Origin of the sequence: Selenomonas timonae (genome assembly GCF_014250475.1) — a bacterium.
In the GTDB taxonomy this organism is placed as follows: Bacteria; Bacillota; Negativicutes; order Selenomonadales; family Selenomonadaceae; genus Centipeda; species Centipeda timonae.
Genome location: NZ_CP060204.1, coordinates 1,205,982 through 1,223,840 on the forward strand (window position 1 = coordinate 1,205,982; position 17,859 = coordinate 1,223,840).

Sequence of the window (17,859 nt, forward strand, 5' to 3'; positions counted from 1 at the left end):
CAATGAATTTACCATTCATCTCTGCGGAGGCAATGAAGGACTATGCCGTGCGGACAAAGGTGTTCATCCTGTCCGTATTCCTCTTGGCAGCCATCCTCGTTGTCGCGGTCGTCGGCATCTACTCGAACCATCAGGCTCAGCGGTCACTTGACGATATGTATCACCATAACCTCATGTCGACGCAGTATCTGAACGATGCAAATACGCGCTTGCGGAAAATCAGCGTCAACGTTCCGTACATCCTGCAGGAGAACATCACAGCGGATAACCGTAAGATTCTCGTGGATGATGTACTCGGCAATCTTGCGGTGATCCGCCACGATATGGAGGAACTGAAGGAGATCGATACGAGCGATCGTGCACAGGCGACGATCGCGGAACTGGAAAAGAATCTGAGCGTCGCGACGGACAAGGTCGGCGCGGTCAACAATATGGGGACGACACCCGAGGATCGTGTCGCGATCTTTGACAATCTCGCTTCGCTCACTGTCATCTCAAGCAATATGGCGGTGCTCACGCCTGACAACGTATTCCAGGGGAAGCAGCTCTTTGAGGCGAACAATGTACGCTATGAGCGTACGGTCTATAGCTTTGCCATCATCATCGTCATTGCAGTAGGTTTTGGCATCCTCGTGTCGCGGCGCATTGCAGATAATATCTCCGATCCGCTCGTTGCCTCCATCGGACATCTGAGTGCTGTCGCGTCCGGAGACCTTTCGCGTGAAATTCCGCGCGAACTCTCTGATCGTGCGGATGAAATCGGTACGGTCGTCAAGGCACTCGGAAAGATGCAGGGCTTTATGAAGCAGGTGCACGAGGAGGCGGAGCAGACCGATGCGATGGTTGCCGAGCTTGAGGAGATGCTGCAGGGGCTCAACAATGACACGCAGGACATGTCTGCCGTGACCGAGGAGATGTCTGCAGGCATGGAGGAGACAGCGGCGTCCACCTCCAGCGTCCAGCATCTCAGCGAGGGGCTCAGCGAAGGCATCAAGGGCGCAGCGGATGCAGCGCATGCCAGCGAGGCATATACGCGTGAGGTGGAGCAGCGCGCTGCCGACCTCCAGACGAGCATGGAGCAGTCGCGCCTGAACACACGGCAGATCTACGGTGGCACGAAGGCCTCAGTGGAAGAGGCGATCGAGTCCGCGAAGGTCGTCGAGCAGATCGACCAGCTCACACTTGAGATTTCCGAAATCGCCGAGCAGACGAACCTCCTCGCGCTCAACGCGAGCATTGAGGCGGCGCGTGCGGGCGAGCAGGGACGTGGCTTTGCCGTTGTTGCGGGCGAGGTCGGCAAGCTCGCCGAGCAGTCGCGCGGCACGGCAGAGAAGATCAAGGGGCTCACGGGGCAGGTCACGGGCTCCGTGCAGGCACTCTCAAGCGGAACTTACAAGCTGCTTAGCTTCATTGACGAGAATGTTCGCAGCGACTACGACCTCATGGACAAGACGGCTGAGCAGTATAAGGGTGACGCAGAGTATTTCCGGAAGACAGCGGAGGTGACGACCTCGCGCTCGCGGAAGCTGCTCGACTCCGTCAGCGAGATGAACGCGGCGATGGAGGGCATCCGCAACGCGACCCACGAGGGCGCGGAGGGCAACACACGCATTGCGGAGAAGGTCGTCAGCATGGCGGCCGAGTACGAGAATATCCTTGCCAAGATTCAGAGCTTCAAGGAGGGGACGGCACGCCTCAAGAACCTTGTGGCGGCGTTCAAAGAATAAGATTTCACGACAAACAACAAAGAGTTTTTCGCGGCTCTTTGTTGTTTTTTTGACTTTTTTGCAAAAACCTATTGACTTTTTGACTTAAAACCTTTACTATAGACAACGTAAGTTAGCACTCAGCAAATGAGAGTGCTAACACAATGAAAAATTGTTATGAAAACTAGGAGGCAGATACTATGATTAAGCCACTGGGCGAACGTGTTGTCATTGAAGTCGCGGAGAGCGATGTCACGACGGCGAGCGGCATTGTGCTCCCCGACACGGCGAAGGAAAAGCCGCAGAAGGGCAAGGTCGTTGCCGTTGGCACAGGCAAGCTGCTCGATAACGGACAGCGTGCAGAGATGGAGGTCAAGGTCGGCGACGGCGTTGTCTTCTCAAAGTACTCGGGCTCCGAGATCAAGGTGGACGACAAGGATTACCTCATCGTTCGTGAGAGCGATATTCTGGCGATTCTGTAATAGATAAATTTTGGAGGCAGTATAAATGGCAAAGCAGATTCTGTTTGACGAAGAGGCACGCCGCGCACTTGGCCATGGTGTGGATGCACTTGCAAACGCGGTTAAGGTCACGCTCGGCCCCAAGGGACGCAACGTCGTGCTCGACAAGAAGTATGGCGCGCCGACGATCACGAATGACGGTGTGACGATTGCACGCGACATCGAGCTCGAGGATCCGTTCGAGAACATGGGCGCACAGCTCGTGAAGGAAGTTGCGACGAAGACGAACGACATCGCGGGCGACGGCACGACGACGGCGACCCTCCTCGCACAGGCGATGATTCAGGAAGGCATGCGCAACGTCGTTGCGGGCGCAAACCCGATGATCGTCAAGAAGGGCATCGAGACGGCTGTCAAGACGCTCGTCGAGGAGATCAAGAGCAAGGCGCAGAAGGTTGAGACGAAGGCGAAGATTGCACAGGTTGCGGCAATCTCCTCCGGCGACACCGAGGTCGGCGACCTTATCGCAGAGGCGATGGAGAAGGTCGGCAAGGATGGCGTCATCACAGTCGAGGAGTCCAAGTCCATGGACACGAACCTCTCGGTTGTCGAGGGCATGCAGTTCGATCGCGGCTACATCTCCCCGTACATGGTGACGGACACGGAGAAGATGGAAGCCGTTATGGACGATCCGTACGTACTCATCACGGATCGCAAGATTTCGTCCGTCGCGGACATTCTGCCGGTGCTCGAGCAGGTCGTAAAGCAGGGCAAGCAGATCGTCATCATCGCTGAGGATCTCGACGGTGAGGCACTCGCAACGATCGTTGTCAACAAGCTGCGCGGCACGTTCAAGGCGCTCGCAGTCAAGGCTCCCGGCTTCGGCGATCGCCGAAAGGCAATGCTCGAGGACATCGCAATCCTCACGGGCGGCACGGTCATCAGCGAGGAGATCGGTCGCAAGCTCGACAGCGTGACGCTCGAGGATCTCGGCCGTGCACGTCAGGTTCGTTCCTCCAAGGAGGAGACAACCATTGTTGACGGCGCAGGCGACAAGGCGCAGATCACGGCGCGCGTTGAGCAGCTCAAGAAGCAGATTGCCGAGACGACGTCCGATTTCGATCGTGAGAAGCTCCAGGAGCGTCTTGCGAAGCTTGCCGGCGGCGTGGCGGTCGTTGAGATCGGTGCGGCGACGGAAGTCGAGATGAAGGACAAGAAGTACCGCGTTGAGGACGCGCTAAATGCAACGCGTGCAGCAGTCGAAGAGGGCATTGTTGCCGGCGGCGGCACGACGTTCATCGACATCCTCCCGGCACTCGACAAGATCCAGGCAGAGGGCGATGTGAAGGTCGGCGTTGAGATCGTCAAGCGCGCAATCGAGGCTCCTGTTCGTCAGATTGCGGAGAATGCAGGCCTTGAGGGCTCCGTTGTCGTCGACAGCGTGAAGAAGGCAGGCGATGGTGTTGGCTTCAATGCGCTCGAGAACACCTATGTTGACATGATCGGCGCGGGCATCGTGGATCCTGCGAAGGTTACGCGCTCCGCACTCCAGAACGCAGCGTCGATCGCGGCGATGGTGCTCACGACCGAGACGCTCGTCACGGACAAGCCGGAGCCTGAGGCTCCGATGCCGGCAGGTGCGCCGGGCATGGGCGGTATGGGCGGCATGATGTAAGCCCTTCGCCAGCGGTCTGATGTAAATACGAAAAGGTACGTTTCTTTACAAATGGAAACGTGCCTTTTTTTTGCGATAATGTTTACGCAAATTCAGTAAAAGTGATATTGTATGAATAGAAATGCGGTGCTATACTAAGTTCAGCACACAGATGTAGATGTTCCACCGATGGGTGGGCGAAAGGAGTTTCGCAATGCTGAATATGGACAAGAAGCTCGCCAAACGCGAGGAAGAGGGCAAGATCATCCGTGCCGGTATCGTTGGTGCAGGTCAGATGGGGCGCGGCATGGTCACGCAGATGGCGCTCATGAAGGGGATCATGCCCGCCATTGTCTCGGATATCAAGTTTGAAAACGTCATCAACGCCTTCCACTATGCGGGCATCAGCGACGAGGATATTGCCGTTGCAAAGACGCTCGAAGAGGCGAACCTCTACATGGAGCAGGGCAAATACGTCGCCACGGAGAATTCGGATTTCATCTCGCATGCGAACCTTGTCGAGGTCGCCATCGATGTGACGGGTGTACCCGAGGTCGGCGTCAAGATCGCAATCGACGCGATGAACAACAAGAAACACGTCGTCATGATGGATGTCGAGACGGACGTCGTCATCGGCAGCTACCTCAAGAAGCTCGGCGACAAGAACGGCGTCATCTACACGGGCTCGGCGGGCGATGAGCCGGGCGCCGTCATGGAGCTTTTCTCCTTTGCGCGTGCGATGGGGATGGAAGTCGTGGTCATGGGTAAAGGCAAGAACAACAAGCTCGACTACGATTGCAACCCCGACACCGTACTTGAGGAGGCAACGCGCCGCAAGATGAGCCCGCGTATGCTCACCTCATTCAAGGACGGCACAAAGACCATGGTCGAGATGACTGCGATGTCGAATGCGACCGGCTTCGTCCCCGACGTGATTGGCGGTCACGGCCCTGCGGCCTCGCCGAAGGATCGCTGCGCCGAACTCAACGAGATTTTCAAGCTCAAAAAGGACGGCGGTATTCTGAGTCGCCACGGCGTTGTGGAGTACGTCAACGGCATTGCGCCCGGCGTCTTTGTCACCGTGACCACGAAGAACGAAGAGATCGCGTATCAGATGGGCTATCACAGCATGGGCCCCGGCCCTCTTTGGACGCTCTATCGCCCCTATCACCTCTGCAACCTCGAGACGCCGCTCACCGTCGCGAGCATTGTCATCGACGGTGAGCCGACCATCATCCCGCTCGACGGCCCTGTCAGCGAGTGCATTACCGTCGCCAAGCGCGACCTCAAGGCGGGCGAGACCATCGACGGCATTGGCGGCTACACAACCTATGGCTCGATTGCAACCGCGCAGGAGACCTATGAAAAGGGGTATGTCGTCTATGCGCTCGTCAACAAGAACACGCGCATGAAATGCGATGTCAAGAAGGGCACCCTCCTCACCCTCGACATGGTCGATCTCGATACCTCGACGCAGCTCTATCAGGTACGCAAAGAGCAGGACAAGATGTATAACAACGGTTATGCGCTGAAGTAACTCATCGCCGGTATAACGAAAAATCCCCGCGGCATTCCGCGGGGATTTGTAGTGACCCCGAAAAGTTAGACCTGAAAGCGTGGGAAAGCGATTTCCTGCGCTTTTTTCTATGCGGCGAGATGTTTGCGACGGAACTGAACAGGACTGAGCCAGCCGAGAGACTCCTTGATGCGACACTCATTGTAGTAGATGATATACTCTTCGATCGCCGTCTTGAGTTCCTCGTAGCTATGGTAGACGCGCCCATAGTAAATCTCTTGCTTTAAGAGTCCAAAGAAGTTCTCCATCACACTGTTGTCCAGACAGTTCCCCTTGCGTGACATGCTCTGAAAGATTCTCTCCTCCTTGAGCCGCTTCGTGTACGACTTCATCTGATATGCCCACCCCTGATCGGAGTGGAAGGTGCGCCGATAAGGACAATCTGCTGTCACACGAATTGCTTCCTCAAGTGCGGACTGAATCCCCATCGCAGACGGTGTCTTTCCAATGTGGAAGCTGACAATTTCGTTGTTAAACAGATCCATATACGGATCAAAATACAGCTTATGTACGACGGACTTTCCATCCTCGCCCTGCAGCCAGTACTTGAACTCACTCGTGTCCGTTGTAATCTTTTGATGCGGTATGGAAGTTTTGAATCTGCGGTTCAGGAGATTGTCTGCTACCGTTCCGACAGACCCCCTGTAGGAGCTGTACTTGCGTGTTCTGTGCGTAAAGGAATGCACTTGAAGTCTGAGCTTTTGTACAATCCGCTGCACTGCCTTACGATTGATCTTGTGCCCAAGATTGCGCATCTGTGCCCATAGGCGGCGATAGCCATAATCTTTGTGCTCCTCACGAATGGCAAGGATGATCTGCTCCCGCTCGTCCGGCACTTCCGGTTGCGTAAATTTCTTCTGCCAGTACATATAGGTCGCTTTCGGAAAACCTGTGACGGCAAGGATGTCTTTCAACTGAAACTCTCCTCGGAGGCTGCGGACGATCCTTGCCTTTTGCTCTGCATCTTTTCCTGCAGACGCAGCCTCCTGAGTTCTTTTAAATAGGCGACCTCGATGCGCAGTTTCAGATTCTCATCCTGCAGGGCTTTGAGTTGCTGCGCGGTCTCGTCTTGTGGGAGGTCTTTTGTTTGCTCTTTTTTCTTTCTTGGCATAGCGGGGGCTCTTCCTTTCGGTTTTGGTCTTAGGGCATCTACGCCGCCGTTGCGATATTCCTTTGTCCAACGCGCAAGGAGGGACGGATTGTTCAGACCAAACGCGATAGCTACCTCTTGATAGGATGCCTCTGTTGACAGATAACATTCTACCGCAGAACACTTAAATTCGAAAGTGTATGTTTGCTGTGCACGGGAGCGTCGGAGTCCATCGTCACCGAATGCCTGATAAGCCTTTACCCATTCCTCAATGGATTTGCGCGAAACATGATAGAGCTTCGATAGTGTTTCATAGCCTCCGTGTCCTGCAAGATATTCCTGCACAACCTTCAGCTTACACTCTGTACTGTATTTTGCCATTACAATACCCCCAAAAGTTAGATTCTCTAAGTCTAACTTTTGGGGGTCAGGTCAATTTTTACGCTGTCTGGTTTTGTGCCTGCTCAGAACGTCATGCGTACGCCGCCGCGCCAGATGCGGCCGTCGTAGGCGAGTGCGTCGCTTTCTTTGTTGAGAAGATTGTCGACGCCGAGATAGGCGCTGAACTGGTCGTTGAATTTCTTCGTGACGACAAAGTTCAGGAGGCTGATCGCTGCGTCATTATAAACTGTGCGCCTGTTGACTGTTTCTGCGTAGCGGTAGCCGGAGATCCAGTCGTTCCAGAGGGTTGCGTTCCAACCATGCCGCGGATTATCCCAGCTGAGCTGGAGGCTTGCCTTGTGGCGGGCGCGTCCCGTCAGACGTGCGCCTGTTCCATCATCCTGTGCATCAAGATAGGTGTAAAGCCCCCGCAGCGCAAAGCCGTTGCCGAGATCCTGCTTTGCCTCAAACTCAACGCCTTGGATTGTCGCATTATCGATATTTTGGTACGTGCCGGTTGCAAGTCTGCGCGGCGGAAATCCAGGGAGTATAGTTACAACTGTATTGATGTTGATGAGATCTTCCACTTTGTTGTGGAAGTAGGTGAACTTGCCGGAGGTCTTGCCGCGTTCTCCCTCGATGCCAATGTCGAAGTTCAGCGCTTTTTCGGGCTTGAGGTCAGGATTTCCAACAATGTGAACATTCATCATGGCGTTCGGTGTATGCCGCCAGTCAAAGTACAGCTCGCTTGCCGTCGGCGCGCGGTAGGCTGTGCCGACGTTCGCCTTGAAGTGCAGCCCCTTGTTGATCTTGTAAGTTGTACCGAACTTGCCCGTGACCTCGCTGCCGAAGACATCGTTGTAGTCCCAGCGGACAGATGGGATCAACAGCCAGCGTGGGCTAGCCATCCACTCGTCCTGAACGTAGAGCGCAGCAAAATTCATCGAGCTGTCGCCGAGCTGGTCTGTTACCCCCTCGAGGGTTCTGGTGGCGGATCCCTTGATGCGCGTACTATCGTAGTCCTCCTTGCGGTACTCTCCGCCGACGGTCAGCAGATGGTTCGGTGCGATCTGCATGGAGCGTCTGCCGTCGAAGATCAGGGAGTTGTATTTCATATCGTCAAAGCTGTGGAGAGTACCGCTTGTACGATTCCGCGTCCGCTGATTCTTGTCGAAATAGGTATAGTATGTTTGTATCTCGTAGTCACCGCGGCTGTCACGCCCGGAATACTTGACGCCCGTGGAGATGCGGTCATGGTCGTAGCTCGTGCCCTGTGTGAGGGAGTCCTTCATGTAGAGATCTTCTTTCATATAGTCAAAGAAGACGTCGAGCCACTTGTTCGCTGCTACATCCATACGGCCGTCAATGTTGAAGAAATACTTTTTGCCGTACATATTGCTGCTGGCATCCGTACCGCGCTCACGGACATCCATATGTTTGAAGCTCGTGCTGAACGCCCACTTGCCCACCTTGCCGGAGTCGAGGCGGATCCCCTGATCGCTCTGGCGGGTGGTCCAGTCGAGCGTGAGCGATGTCTGTGCGTTGGCAGGGCGCTTCCGAATGACGTTGATGACACCGCCGAGTGCCTCTGAGCCGTAAAGGGAGCTCACGGCGCCGCGTACGATCTCGATGCGCTCCACGTCGTCCATATTGACGCGTTGTAGCTCGTAGTAGTTCATGGTCTCGCTCGTGTTCTCCGTGCGGACGCGGCGGCCGTCAATCAGAATCAGGGCCTGATTCGTATTCATGCCTCGTATCGCCGAGCGGTTGCCGACCATCGCATTTTCCTGGATGTCGATGCCGAGCGCAAGTTTCAGCGCCTGTGCAAGCGTCTCCGCTCCCATCTTGTCAATATCCGCGCGCGTGATGACCTCAACGGCGCTCGGTGTCTCCTTGACCTCCTGCTCCGTACGGGATGCAGTAACGATAATCTCATCTGTTCGCACGTTCGTATTGGATGCACTTTCTGCAGCATAGGCGGGAACAGACATCGCGCCGAGGACGGCGGCAGTCAGAAGAAGCCTTTTCTTTGTGTGTCTGTGTAACATCTTTCCATCTCCAATCACTGTATATCAAAACTGTCTGCACCGAGCTCGATGTGCGAAACAGCGGCGCAGACCCTGCCTCTCGTTCTGCTCTCCTATGAGTGTGTGCTGTTGTCCTGTGGATTCCTCCTTTCACTGTGATGCAGGATACATGATGTCTGCGAGCGTTTGGAGTGCATCCGCAGCGCGGATACCCGGGTTCACCGCAAAGAGATCATACGGCAGTACGTAGACGCGGCCGTTCTTCACTGCATCGACATCGGCCCATGCCTCGCTTTCCTGCAGGTCGCGTCGCATCTTCGGTTCGAGGGTCTCTGCAGGACCATGTACGATAACGAAGATGACGGCTGGATTCTCGCGTGCGACGAACTCCATGGAGAGCGGCAGGTAGGCGCCGTCTCCGTCCGCATGATCGGCAATATTGCCGCCGCCTAGCATCTCGATCAGACCGCCGGTAAAGCACTTTGACGTGCCCATGTTAAAACTGTCGGGCGCCCCGAAGACGAGGAGATTCTTCGGCGGCATACGCCCTTCGGTTTTTTTCTTTACGGAATCGAGCTTTTGCTGAATCGCTGCAATTTGTGTCTGGGCATCCTCTTCGTGTCCTGAGAGCTTGCCATATAGCTCGAGTGCGCCGAACAGTGAGGGGACGTCATCGAGCGCTCGAATGTAGAGCGGTACGCCTGCATTGCTAAGTGTTTCGACGAGTCCTGTGTGAAATGGTACATTCGTACCAATGACAAGATCCGGATGCAGCGCGAGGATCTTTTCGATATCGGGCTGATGTATGATGCCGACCTCTTCTGCGTCAGCTGTCTTTTCCTTTACCGTTTCGGAGAATACCTGTGAGGTCGGCTTCCCAACAATGTTTTCGGCACCGCCTGCTGCGACGTAGAGGTCGAGGTTTGAGGGATTGAGGATGACGACGCGTTGAGGATGCGCCGGGAGTGTGACTGAGCGTCCTGTACTGTCGGTTACCGTGAGCTCCGTTTCTTCCGGTGGCGCCTGCCCGTGCGGCCAGAGAAGGAAGAGGGCTGCCGACGCAAGACAGAGAATCGCTGCAATGATACCGAATTTTCGCATAGGAACCTCCGTGATGTATAGGTGATTATGTGTGTGAGGGAGCGCTTTGCTCATGCGCAAGATCCTTTGCAACACGCTCCGGCAGGCAGAGTTTCGTGTGCCGCCCAGCGATCTCAACATCGCTGACGCGGCTCTCGACACCGTAGAGATCACGCACGAGTTCGCGCGTGAAGACGTCATTTGGAGATCCGTCCGCAATGATCTTGCCCGCACGAACGGCAATGAGGCGTTCACCATAGCGCACGGCTTGGTTGAGGTCGTGCAGCACCATGACAACGGTGAGGCCGAGCGCATCGTGAAGCTCTTCCACGAGCTCCATGAGAGCGAGCTGGTGACGGATGTCGAGATACGTCGTCGGCTCGTCGAGGAGCAGTGCCTCCGGCTGTTGGGCAAGCGCCATCGCAAGGCGTGCCCGCTGACGCTCACCGCCGGAGAGGGCGCGGATCGGGCGCATGGCAAAGGACTCCATTCCAGTTCGCATCAGTGCCTCACGACAGATATCTCCGTCCTCTTTTGAAAACGTATCCCAGAACTTTCGATGCGGCAGCCGTCCCATGTGAACGAGTTCGAGCACCGTGATGTCGCCCGGGGGATCTGCACTTTGTGGAAGAAAGGCAATCCTCTGTGCGACCTCCCGCTCCGTTCTGCTCCAGATATCCGTGCCGAGGAATTCGACCACTCCACTGCGCGGTTTCAAGAGCCGGGCAAGTGCCTTGAGGAGCGTCGATTTGCCTGAGCCGTTCGGCCCGATGATGGCGGCGATCTCCGCGCGCCGAATGGAAATGTCGACGGCGTGAATGATCTCAGTACTGCCGTAGCTAACGGAAAGATCGTGTGTGCGCAGCAGTTCCTCCATGTCGTCACTCCCTTCTCATGCCCTTCTTGAGCAGGTAGAGAAAGAAGGGGGCACCCAAAAAGGACATGAATACGCCGACGGGTACTTCGATCGGAGCAAATGCGACGCGCGCTGCAGCGTCTGCACCTGTCACCAGCGCCGCGCCCCAGACCGCTGAGGCGGGGAGCAGCCAGTCGAAATCAGAGCCGGTCAGCAGACGTACCATATGCGGTACGACGAGACCGACAAAGCCAAGCATACCGGCGGCGCTCACGGCAGACGCGGCAAGCAGCGCAGCGAGTAGGAGGAGGATGAGTCGGGCACGCGCGACATTTACACCGAGGCTGCGCGCCGTCTCTTCTCCGAGCTGCAGGGCATTCAGCCAGCGGCTGCCGAGCAGCGCTCCTGCGATTCCTACGAGTGTGTAGGGGAGCACCATTTCGGCATGGCTCCAGCTGCGTCCGGCAAAGCCTCCCGCCATCCAGTTCACGGTACCCTGTACGCGGTCGGAGTAGAACACCATCAGTGCCGTCATCGCCCCACCAAAAAATGCGGCAATGGCAACCCCTGCGAGTACCATGCGTATCGGATGTACGCCGTTCTCCCAGGAGAGGGCAAAGACGAACGCTACAGCGATCATTGCACCAACGAATGCGCCGAGCGGAACGAACTTCGTCTCAGCCGGGAGCAAAATCATGATGCACATGGCAGCAAGTCCTGCGCCTGCTGAGACCCCAATGATACCAGGGTCAGCGAGCGGATTTTTCAGAATACCCTGTAGGATGCAGCCCGCCAGTGCAAGATTGATGCCCGTTAAAGCACCCGTGATGATGCGTGGCAGGCGAATATGCCAGAGAATACGGTAATCCTCAGGCGTTCCGTTTCCCAGCAGCGTCGGCAGAATATCATGAGGCGCAACCCTGACCGCACCCGATGAGGCGCTCGCAATCAGGGCAAGTATGAGTATGAAAAGGCCGATCCCGAGAGCCAGTCGCCGGCGAAACGCACGCGGGTGCGTGTCCGTGCAGGAGTTTCGTTCCAACACTTCCATAAAACACTCCATTCAAATATGATATAGATAACTGTTATCAATAATGAGGTAAAATAAAAAGGGAATACATCCCTCTATGATTATGCAGCAATGCGTTTATTGGAGAAATTTCCTTCTGTAATGATTCCATCATTTTCTCGTTGGTAGAATACATTATTGTGTGAATCTTGTTAACTTAAAAATCAGATAAAAAAGGGATTACCGTATGAGGATGTAAAATTTCCTCGTACGGTAATCCCTTTGAATGAGTTTATTCGCCCATCACGACAATCGTGCATTTGCGCGTGCGTGCGCGCGTGCGGTCGAAGTCGACGAAGTAGCAGTAGCCTGTTGTGCCGACGGCGAGCTTGCCGTCCGCAACCTCGAATGTCTCCGAGGAACCGATGAGGGTCGCCTTGAGATGCGCATCGCAGTTCCAGAGCGCCGTGCGGTCACCGCCGGGGAGGTATGCTTCGGCATCCGGCCAGCTCTCGACGGCGCGGTAGTGCTCTTCGCCCGGGTACTGGTACTGGTTCCAGCCCGTCTGGTTCGGGATGAGCTTCTCGAGGACGGCGTTCAGATCGTTCTGCAGGAACTCCGTGCCCGTCTCGTCCACATCGTGTACGAATTCCTCAAAGAAGACGGCACAGGTGGTGTGCGGTGAAATGACGGTTGCAATGCCCTCCTGTATGCCACTCTCGGCGATGGCGGAACACAGCTTCTCCGTGATGTTGATAAAGGTCGGCGTATTTCCGTGAGATGTGAGCGACAGTTTTTTCTTGAATACGGTCATCTTTCGTCTCCTCCGCGCCTATGCCGCACTGTCCTGTGACTCACGCACCTCGGCGGCGCGTACAATGGCCTCTGCCATCTCAAGAATCCGCTTTGCCGGATCGGGGGCGCTGAGGATGCCGCTCGTTGCACCGCTGCCGTCTGCACCGAGGCGTACGACACGATAGACATCGTCCGCCGTCGTGATGCCCGAGGCGATCATGATGCCGATGCCGGGGTCGATCGTGCGGATCTTCGCAACGATGGCGGTCGTGTAGCTGTCGTCTGCTGTCTTGCCCGTACCGATGAGGTCGGTCGGCTCACAGAGCAGGATGTCGGGGCGGAATGCGGCGATTGCCGTGCCCTCGGCGAGGGAATCCGCGCAGGCAATCGTCTCGATGCCGAGCTCGCGCGCACGCGCAATCGTCTTGGCGAGCTCTGCCATCGTCATCGGGTTCTCCGCGTGGTTGAGGAAGGTCGCACGTGCGCCTGCCTCATAGATCGCCTCGGGGAGAAGATGTCCCATGCCGCGGCCGGGTCGCAGGCTCTCCATCGCCTGTGCCGTGACGATGATCGCCTCCGTGTTCTCACGAATGTAGCGGATGTCGGAGAACGGGCAGGTGAAGTAGATCTTCAGACCCGTCTCTTTGGCGGCATGATCGGCAGCGTGCGCGAGTGCGAGCGACTCCTTGCCGTAGAGATAGGACTTCGGGTTGACAACGAGGAATGGGGCAAGACTGCTCTTCATGATGCTGACCTCCTGTATGAGATAAATGATTACCATTGGTTAATAAAATGTTACCACAGGTAAAATACACTTGCAAGGGAATTTTTGTTGACAAAAGGACAAGTAATTCTATACTATAACAAAGGTAAAAGAGGAGGGCTGTTCATGACGGGCAAAAAACGCGAGCGTCTGCACGAGAAGATTCGCGATGCGATGGAGCGGCAGTTTGCCGACCTTGCGTATTTCTCTCCGATTCCGGGCGAGCGGGAGCTGTGTCAGATGCTCGGTGTGAGCCGTCCGACCGTGCGCAAGGCGCTCGAGCTGCTCGAGGCGGAGAACAAGATTGTGCGCATGCAGGGGCGCGGCTCGTTCTACACGGGGGAGAAGATCCCCGTGGATTACTCCGAGGCGGCAGAGCGCGGCTTCGGGTTGGCGCAGATGTTCTCGGCGGAGGGGCGCGTGACACGCAGCACAGTTCTGCAGCAGGTGGTCGAGCCCGCGCGCGGAAACCTCGCGGCGATGCTCAGCCTCACCGAGGGGACGCTCGTCTTTCATCTCAAGCGTCTGCGCTATGTGGACGAGAAGATCTATGCGGTCACAGACGACTATATCCCGCTTGCGCTCTGCCCTGAACTCGTGCACACGGATTTCACGGCGCATGGGCTGCTGCGTACACTTGCGGCACATGATGTCCACCCCTTTGCGGAGGACAAAACAATCGAGGTGATCCGCGCGACGCCCGAAATCGCGCTCTACCTAGAGGTGGAGGAGCAGGCGCCGATCTTCGTCACGCGCATATTGACAACAGATCGCGAGGGGCAAATCATCCAGTATGCAACCTCGAAGGCGGATGCGTTCCGCAGCCGATTCCGTGTGCGTTCGACAAAGAATTAACCACTGGTAAATAAAACGATTGACAAATGGACTCCTCTGAAATATGATAAGCACGAAATCAATGTGTTTTCAGAAAAGGAGGAGTCATTATGTTGGTCGATGGAAAATCCGTGCTTGATGCGGCAAAGGTAGGGCACTACGGTATTGTTGCGCCCGATTTTCTCACGCTGAACGCGGCGCGCGTCTTTGCGCAGACGGCGGACGCGCTCAGGACGCCGATCCTCCTCTCCTTTGCGCAGGGGCATGCGGGGCTGATCTCCCTCGAGGAGGCGGCTCTCGTCGGCAAGTACTGGGCGGAGAAGGTGGCAACCCCGATCGTTCTGCATCTCGATCACGGGCAGGATTTTGACTTCCTGCACCGCGCGATCGAGCTTGGGTTCACCTCCGTTATGCTCGATGCCTCGATGAAGGATATGGATGAGAACATCCGCCTGACGAAGGAGGTTGTCGCGTACGCGCATACGCAGGGCGTCAGTGTCGAGGCGGAGATCGGCCATGTCGGCGGCGCATCCGAGGGCGTTGAGGGCGAGACCTCCGAGAGCGTCTATACGACGGTGGAGGAGGCGGTGGCCTTTGTCGAGGCGACGGGTGTGGACTCGCTCGCCGTCTCGGTCGGCACATCGCACGGCGTCTACAAGAGCAATAAAACGCCGGAGCTGAACTTCGAGCGCTTGCGCGCACTTTCTGCCGCCGTACCCGTGCCGCTCGTTCTGCATGGCGGATCGGGCACGGGGGATGAGAATCTGCGGCGCGCCGTGCGCGACGGCATCACGAAGCTGAACGTCTATACGGACTTCCTCGTAGGTGCAATGGCGGAGATCAAGGCGGCGCATACGGATTCTCTCATCGAGACGCAGAAGGCGGCGGACGAGGGGATGCGCAAGGTGCTCACGCACTACATCAACCTCATTTCAAAAATAGTATAAACGGATACACGGAGCTGTCGCAATGCGGCAGCTTCTTTATATGCTGAACAAATGACAAATGATGGCGGCACAGCAAGATACATTTACAAAAATTCAACCAAGAATTTATTGTAAAAATATGTTTTATATGGTATAATTCAAATCGTTTCCATAGCAGAGTAGAGAGGAGGTAATTCCTTGCAGACAGAGATGCTCCTCGGCGGATTGTTTCTGCTCTTCGTCATTCAGGTTGTCGGCACACATCTGCAGGTCAAGGAGTATAAACGCGCCGTGCGCGAGATGCACAAGCTCGGCAATGTCGGTATCGGTGCGCGCAGACGCAAACTCGGCCCGTCGAACATTGTCGTGATTGCGTGCAATTCCGACGGCGTGATTCTGGACGGGCGGATCATGCAGGGGATGACCATCCTCAGCCGCTTTCGTCCGATGGCGGACATCGTCGGGCGGACGATCTACGACCTGCATGCGGAGTATGCGGCGCTGCCCGAGAAGCGGCGTGCGCACTACAAGGGGCATATGCAGGCGCTCGATGCCCTGATGATACGGCTGCACAATGAAGGAAAGCATGCGCCCGTATAGTTTTGTGTTTTGTTTTTGTGTTTTGTAAGACCCCGCATGAAGAGGGGATTTTATCACATAGGAGGAAAACGAATGTATCAATCAGTCAAGATTGTCGCCGGAAAGGGCGGATGGGGCGGACCTCTCGTACTCGTTCCGACGGAGGCGCGCAGCAAGATCGTCAGCGTGACGGGCGGCGGCATTCACCCGCTCGCGGCAAAGATTGCAGAGATGACGGGCTGCACGGCGGTCGACGGGTTCTCGACGGGGGTGCCGGATGAGGAGATCCTGCTCGCTGTTGTGGACTGCGGCGGTACGGCACGCTGCGGTGTCTATCCGAAGAAGGGCATCCTGACGGCGAATGTGCTGCCCGTCGGCAAGACAGGGCCGCTTGCGCAGTTCATCACGAAGGAGCTCTACGTGTCGGCGGTCGATCTCTCCTGCCTCTCCTATGCGGATGAGGCGGAGAGTGCAGCAGCAGCGGAAGCTGCGCCCGCACATGCACCGAAGAGTAAGGATCAGGCAAAGGCGGAGATCGCTGCAATGCAGGCGGGGCGTGAAAAGAATTTCGTCACGCGCCTCGGTATTGCGATCGGCGGCGTCGTCAACAAGTTCTACGCCGCAGGGCGTGAGACGATCGACATCACGGTCAAGAGTATCCTGCCGTTCATGGCGTTCGTCTCCATGATCCTCGGCATCATCTCTGTGTCGGGGCTCGGCAATGTCATTGCGAATACGATCTCGCCGCTTGCGAGTTCGCTGCCGGGCATGCTCGTCATCTCGCTCATCTGTGCGATTCCGTTCATCTCTCCTGTGCTCGGCCCCGGCGCCGTCATTGCACAGGTTGTCGGTACGCTGCTCGGCGCGCAGATCGGCATGGGGAACATACCGCCGCAGTATGCGCTGCCCGCGCTCTTTGCGATCAACGCACAGGTCGGCGCAGACTTCGTTCCCGTCGGTCTCAGTCTCGGTGAGGCAGACCCCGAGACGATTGAGCTCGGCGTTCCCGCCGTCCTCTACTCGCGCGTCATTACAGGCCCCTTGGCAGTGCTGATCGCCTACGCAGCAAGCATTGGGCTTTACTAATCGGGAGGGATATAGTATTATGGAACTGATAGCAGCAGCGGCAAACGGCTTTATGGATCTCTTCCGCGCAGGTGCGGCGACATTTACCTCGTGGGTCACGGGGATCATCCCCCTGCTCGTCATCATGATGACGGCAGTCAACTCGCTCATCAAACTCATCGGAGAGGATCGCGTGAACGGCGTGGCACAGCGTGCAACGCAGAACATCATCACGCGCTATACCGTCCTCCCCGTGCTCGCCGTCCTCTTCCTCGGCAATCCGATGTGCTACACGTTCGGCAATTTTGTCGATCAGAAGTATAAGCCCGCCTACTATGACGCAGCGGTCAGCTTCGTCCATCCCGTGACGGGACTCTTCCCCCATGCGAACGGCGGAGAGCTCTTCGTCTACATGGGCATTGCAGCGGGCATTACGACGCTCGGGCTGCCGCTCGGCGATCTCGCCGTCCGCTACTTCCTCGTCGGCATTGTCGTCATCCTGATTCGCGGCATTGTCACGGAGAAGATCTATCTCTACATGAAGAGCCGCGAGGCAAAACAGGCATAGGAAACGCAGCCCCTCGCTCCATATCCCGGAGCAGCGCGTTTTCGTGAGACAGGAGGATGCAGCATGAAGTATTATTGCGAAATCACAAGCTGGGGCGAGGAGTCCCTTCTCTTTCTCGATGATCCAAACGCCAATTTTATCATTATCTTCAACAACAATGCCCCGGCGGAGCTCGCCGAGTTCTCTGTTCTGCACACGCCTGCAAACTACAACGAGGATCCCGCCGTCGGTGATACGATGATCGTCTGCGACAAGGCATTTACGATCACGGCGATCGGTGACGAGGCGCTCCACACGCTGAAGGAACTCGGGCACTGCACGCTCTCGTTCAACGGCGGTACAACACCGGAGCGCCCGGGCTGCATCATGCTGGAAGGCGATGTGCCGCTCACGAAGGATGATGTCAAGATGGGGGCAAGCATCGAAGTACATTGAGTGTAATTTATGGGGAGCTGTCGCAGCAGCGGTAGCTCCCTTTTTCGGCAAAGT

The 17,859-nt window shown here is 56.3% G+C and carries 17 protein-coding genes; 10 read left to right on the top strand and 7 right to left on the bottom strand.

Annotated elements, in window-relative coordinates:
* Positions 1 to 2: 2 nt before the first annotated feature.
* The 4 genes from H1B31_RS05725 to H1B31_RS05740 all read left to right on the top strand — a co-directional run bounded on the left by H1B31_RS05725 (position 3) and on the right by H1B31_RS05740 (position 5,358).
* Complete coding sequence (locus tag H1B31_RS05725; protein ID WP_185979639.1) at positions 3 to 1,727, top strand: methyl-accepting chemotaxis protein; 1,725 nt, start codon at positions 3 to 5, stop codon at positions 1,725 to 1,727.
* Positions 1,728 to 1,906: 179 nt separating this feature from the next.
* Positions 1,907 to 2,188 carry a co-chaperone GroES gene (gene groES, locus H1B31_RS05730; RefSeq protein ID WP_009441119.1) on the top strand — a complete coding sequence of 94 codons (282 nt, stop codon included), beginning with the start codon at positions 1,907 to 1,909 and terminating at the stop codon, positions 2,186 to 2,188.
* Positions 2,189 to 2,213: 25 nt separating this feature from the next.
* Positions 2,214 to 3,842, top strand: a complete 1,629-nt coding sequence (gene groL / locus H1B31_RS05735; protein WP_185979640.1) for a chaperonin GroEL — start codon at positions 2,214 to 2,216, stop codon at positions 3,840 to 3,842.
* 193 nt (positions 3,843 to 4,035) lie between these two features.
* Positions 4,036 to 5,358, top strand: coding sequence for an NAD(P)H-dependent oxidoreductase (locus H1B31_RS05740; protein ID WP_185979641.1), 1,323 nt, complete (start codon positions 4,036 to 4,038; stop codon positions 5,356 to 5,358).
* Between the two features lie 107 nt (positions 5,359 to 5,465).
* Here the strand turns inward: H1B31_RS05740 and H1B31_RS05745 are convergent.
* The 7 genes from H1B31_RS05745 to H1B31_RS05775 all read right to left on the bottom strand — a co-directional run bounded on the left by H1B31_RS05745 (position 5,466) and on the right by H1B31_RS05775 (position 13,380).
* A protein-coding gene (locus H1B31_RS05745; protein ID WP_404828656.1) for an IS3 family transposase occupies positions 5,466 to 6,868 on the bottom strand; the annotation gives its coding sequence in 2 pieces (ribosomal slippage) (positions 5,466 to 6,397 and positions 6,397 to 6,868; 1,404 coding nt in all).
* Positions 6,869 to 6,951: 83 nt separating this feature from the next.
* Positions 6,952 to 8,916: a TonB-dependent receptor plug domain-containing protein gene (locus tag H1B31_RS05750; protein WP_185979643.1), complete on the bottom strand. Its 1,965-nt coding sequence runs from the start codon at positions 8,914 to 8,916 to the stop codon at positions 6,952 to 6,954.
* Between the two features lie 129 nt (positions 8,917 to 9,045).
* A complete protein-coding gene (locus H1B31_RS05755) occupies positions 9,046 to 9,996 on the bottom strand; it encodes an ABC transporter substrate-binding protein (RefSeq protein ID WP_185979644.1) in 951 nt (316 codons plus the stop codon).
* A 25-nt stretch (positions 9,997 to 10,021) separates the two neighbouring features.
* Positions 10,022 to 10,852, bottom strand: a complete 831-nt coding sequence (locus tag H1B31_RS05760; RefSeq protein WP_185979645.1) for an ABC transporter ATP-binding protein — start codon at positions 10,850 to 10,852, stop codon at positions 10,022 to 10,024.
* Between the two features lie 4 nt (positions 10,853 to 10,856).
* Positions 10,857 to 11,882 (bottom strand): FecCD family ABC transporter permease, encoded by a 1,026-nt coding sequence (locus H1B31_RS05765; RefSeq protein ID WP_185979646.1) that lies wholly within the window; start codon positions 11,880 to 11,882, stop codon positions 10,857 to 10,859.
* Positions 11,883 to 12,132: 250 nt separating this feature from the next.
* A complete protein-coding gene (locus H1B31_RS05770; RefSeq protein ID WP_185979647.1) occupies positions 12,133 to 12,654 on the bottom strand; it encodes a YjbQ family protein in 522 nt (173 codons plus the stop codon).
* An 18-nt stretch (positions 12,655 to 12,672) separates the two neighbouring features.
* On the bottom strand, positions 12,673 to 13,380 hold the full coding sequence (locus tag H1B31_RS05775) for a triose-phosphate isomerase (protein ID WP_037346614.1): 708 nt from the start codon (positions 13,378 to 13,380) through the stop codon (positions 12,673 to 12,675).
* 144 nt (positions 13,381 to 13,524) lie between these two features.
* Here H1B31_RS05775 and H1B31_RS05780 point away from each other — a divergent pair, with 144 nt between their 5' ends.
* From H1B31_RS05780 to H1B31_RS05805, 6 genes are all read left to right on the top strand, one after another.
* Entirely contained in the window at positions 13,525 to 14,253 is a 729-nt protein-coding gene (locus H1B31_RS05780) for a GntR family transcriptional regulator (protein WP_185979648.1), read from the top strand.
* A gap of 89 nt (positions 14,254 to 14,342) precedes the next feature.
* Entirely contained in the window at positions 14,343 to 15,179 is an 837-nt protein-coding gene (locus tag H1B31_RS05785) for a class II fructose-bisphosphate aldolase (protein ID WP_185979649.1), read from the top strand.
* A gap of 177 nt (positions 15,180 to 15,356) precedes the next feature.
* Positions 15,357 to 15,758, top strand: coding sequence for a transcriptional regulator GutM (locus H1B31_RS05790; RefSeq protein ID WP_185979650.1), 402 nt, complete (start codon positions 15,357 to 15,359; stop codon positions 15,756 to 15,758).
* A 72-nt stretch (positions 15,759 to 15,830) separates the two neighbouring features.
* Entirely contained in the window at positions 15,831 to 16,823 is a 993-nt protein-coding gene (srlE, locus tag H1B31_RS05795; RefSeq protein ID WP_185979651.1) for a PTS glucitol/sorbitol transporter subunit IIB, read from the top strand.
* Between the two features lie 19 nt (positions 16,824 to 16,842).
* Entirely contained in the window at positions 16,843 to 17,370 is a 528-nt protein-coding gene (gene srlA, locus H1B31_RS05800; RefSeq protein ID WP_009441106.1) for a PTS glucitol/sorbitol transporter subunit IIC, read from the top strand.
* A 63-nt stretch (positions 17,371 to 17,433) separates the two neighbouring features.
* Positions 17,434 to 17,805 carry a PTS glucitol/sorbitol transporter subunit IIA gene (locus H1B31_RS05805; protein ID WP_009441105.1) on the top strand — a complete coding sequence of 124 codons (372 nt, stop codon included), beginning with the start codon at positions 17,434 to 17,436 and terminating at the stop codon, positions 17,803 to 17,805.
* Positions 17,806 to 17,859: the final 54 nt, after the last annotated feature.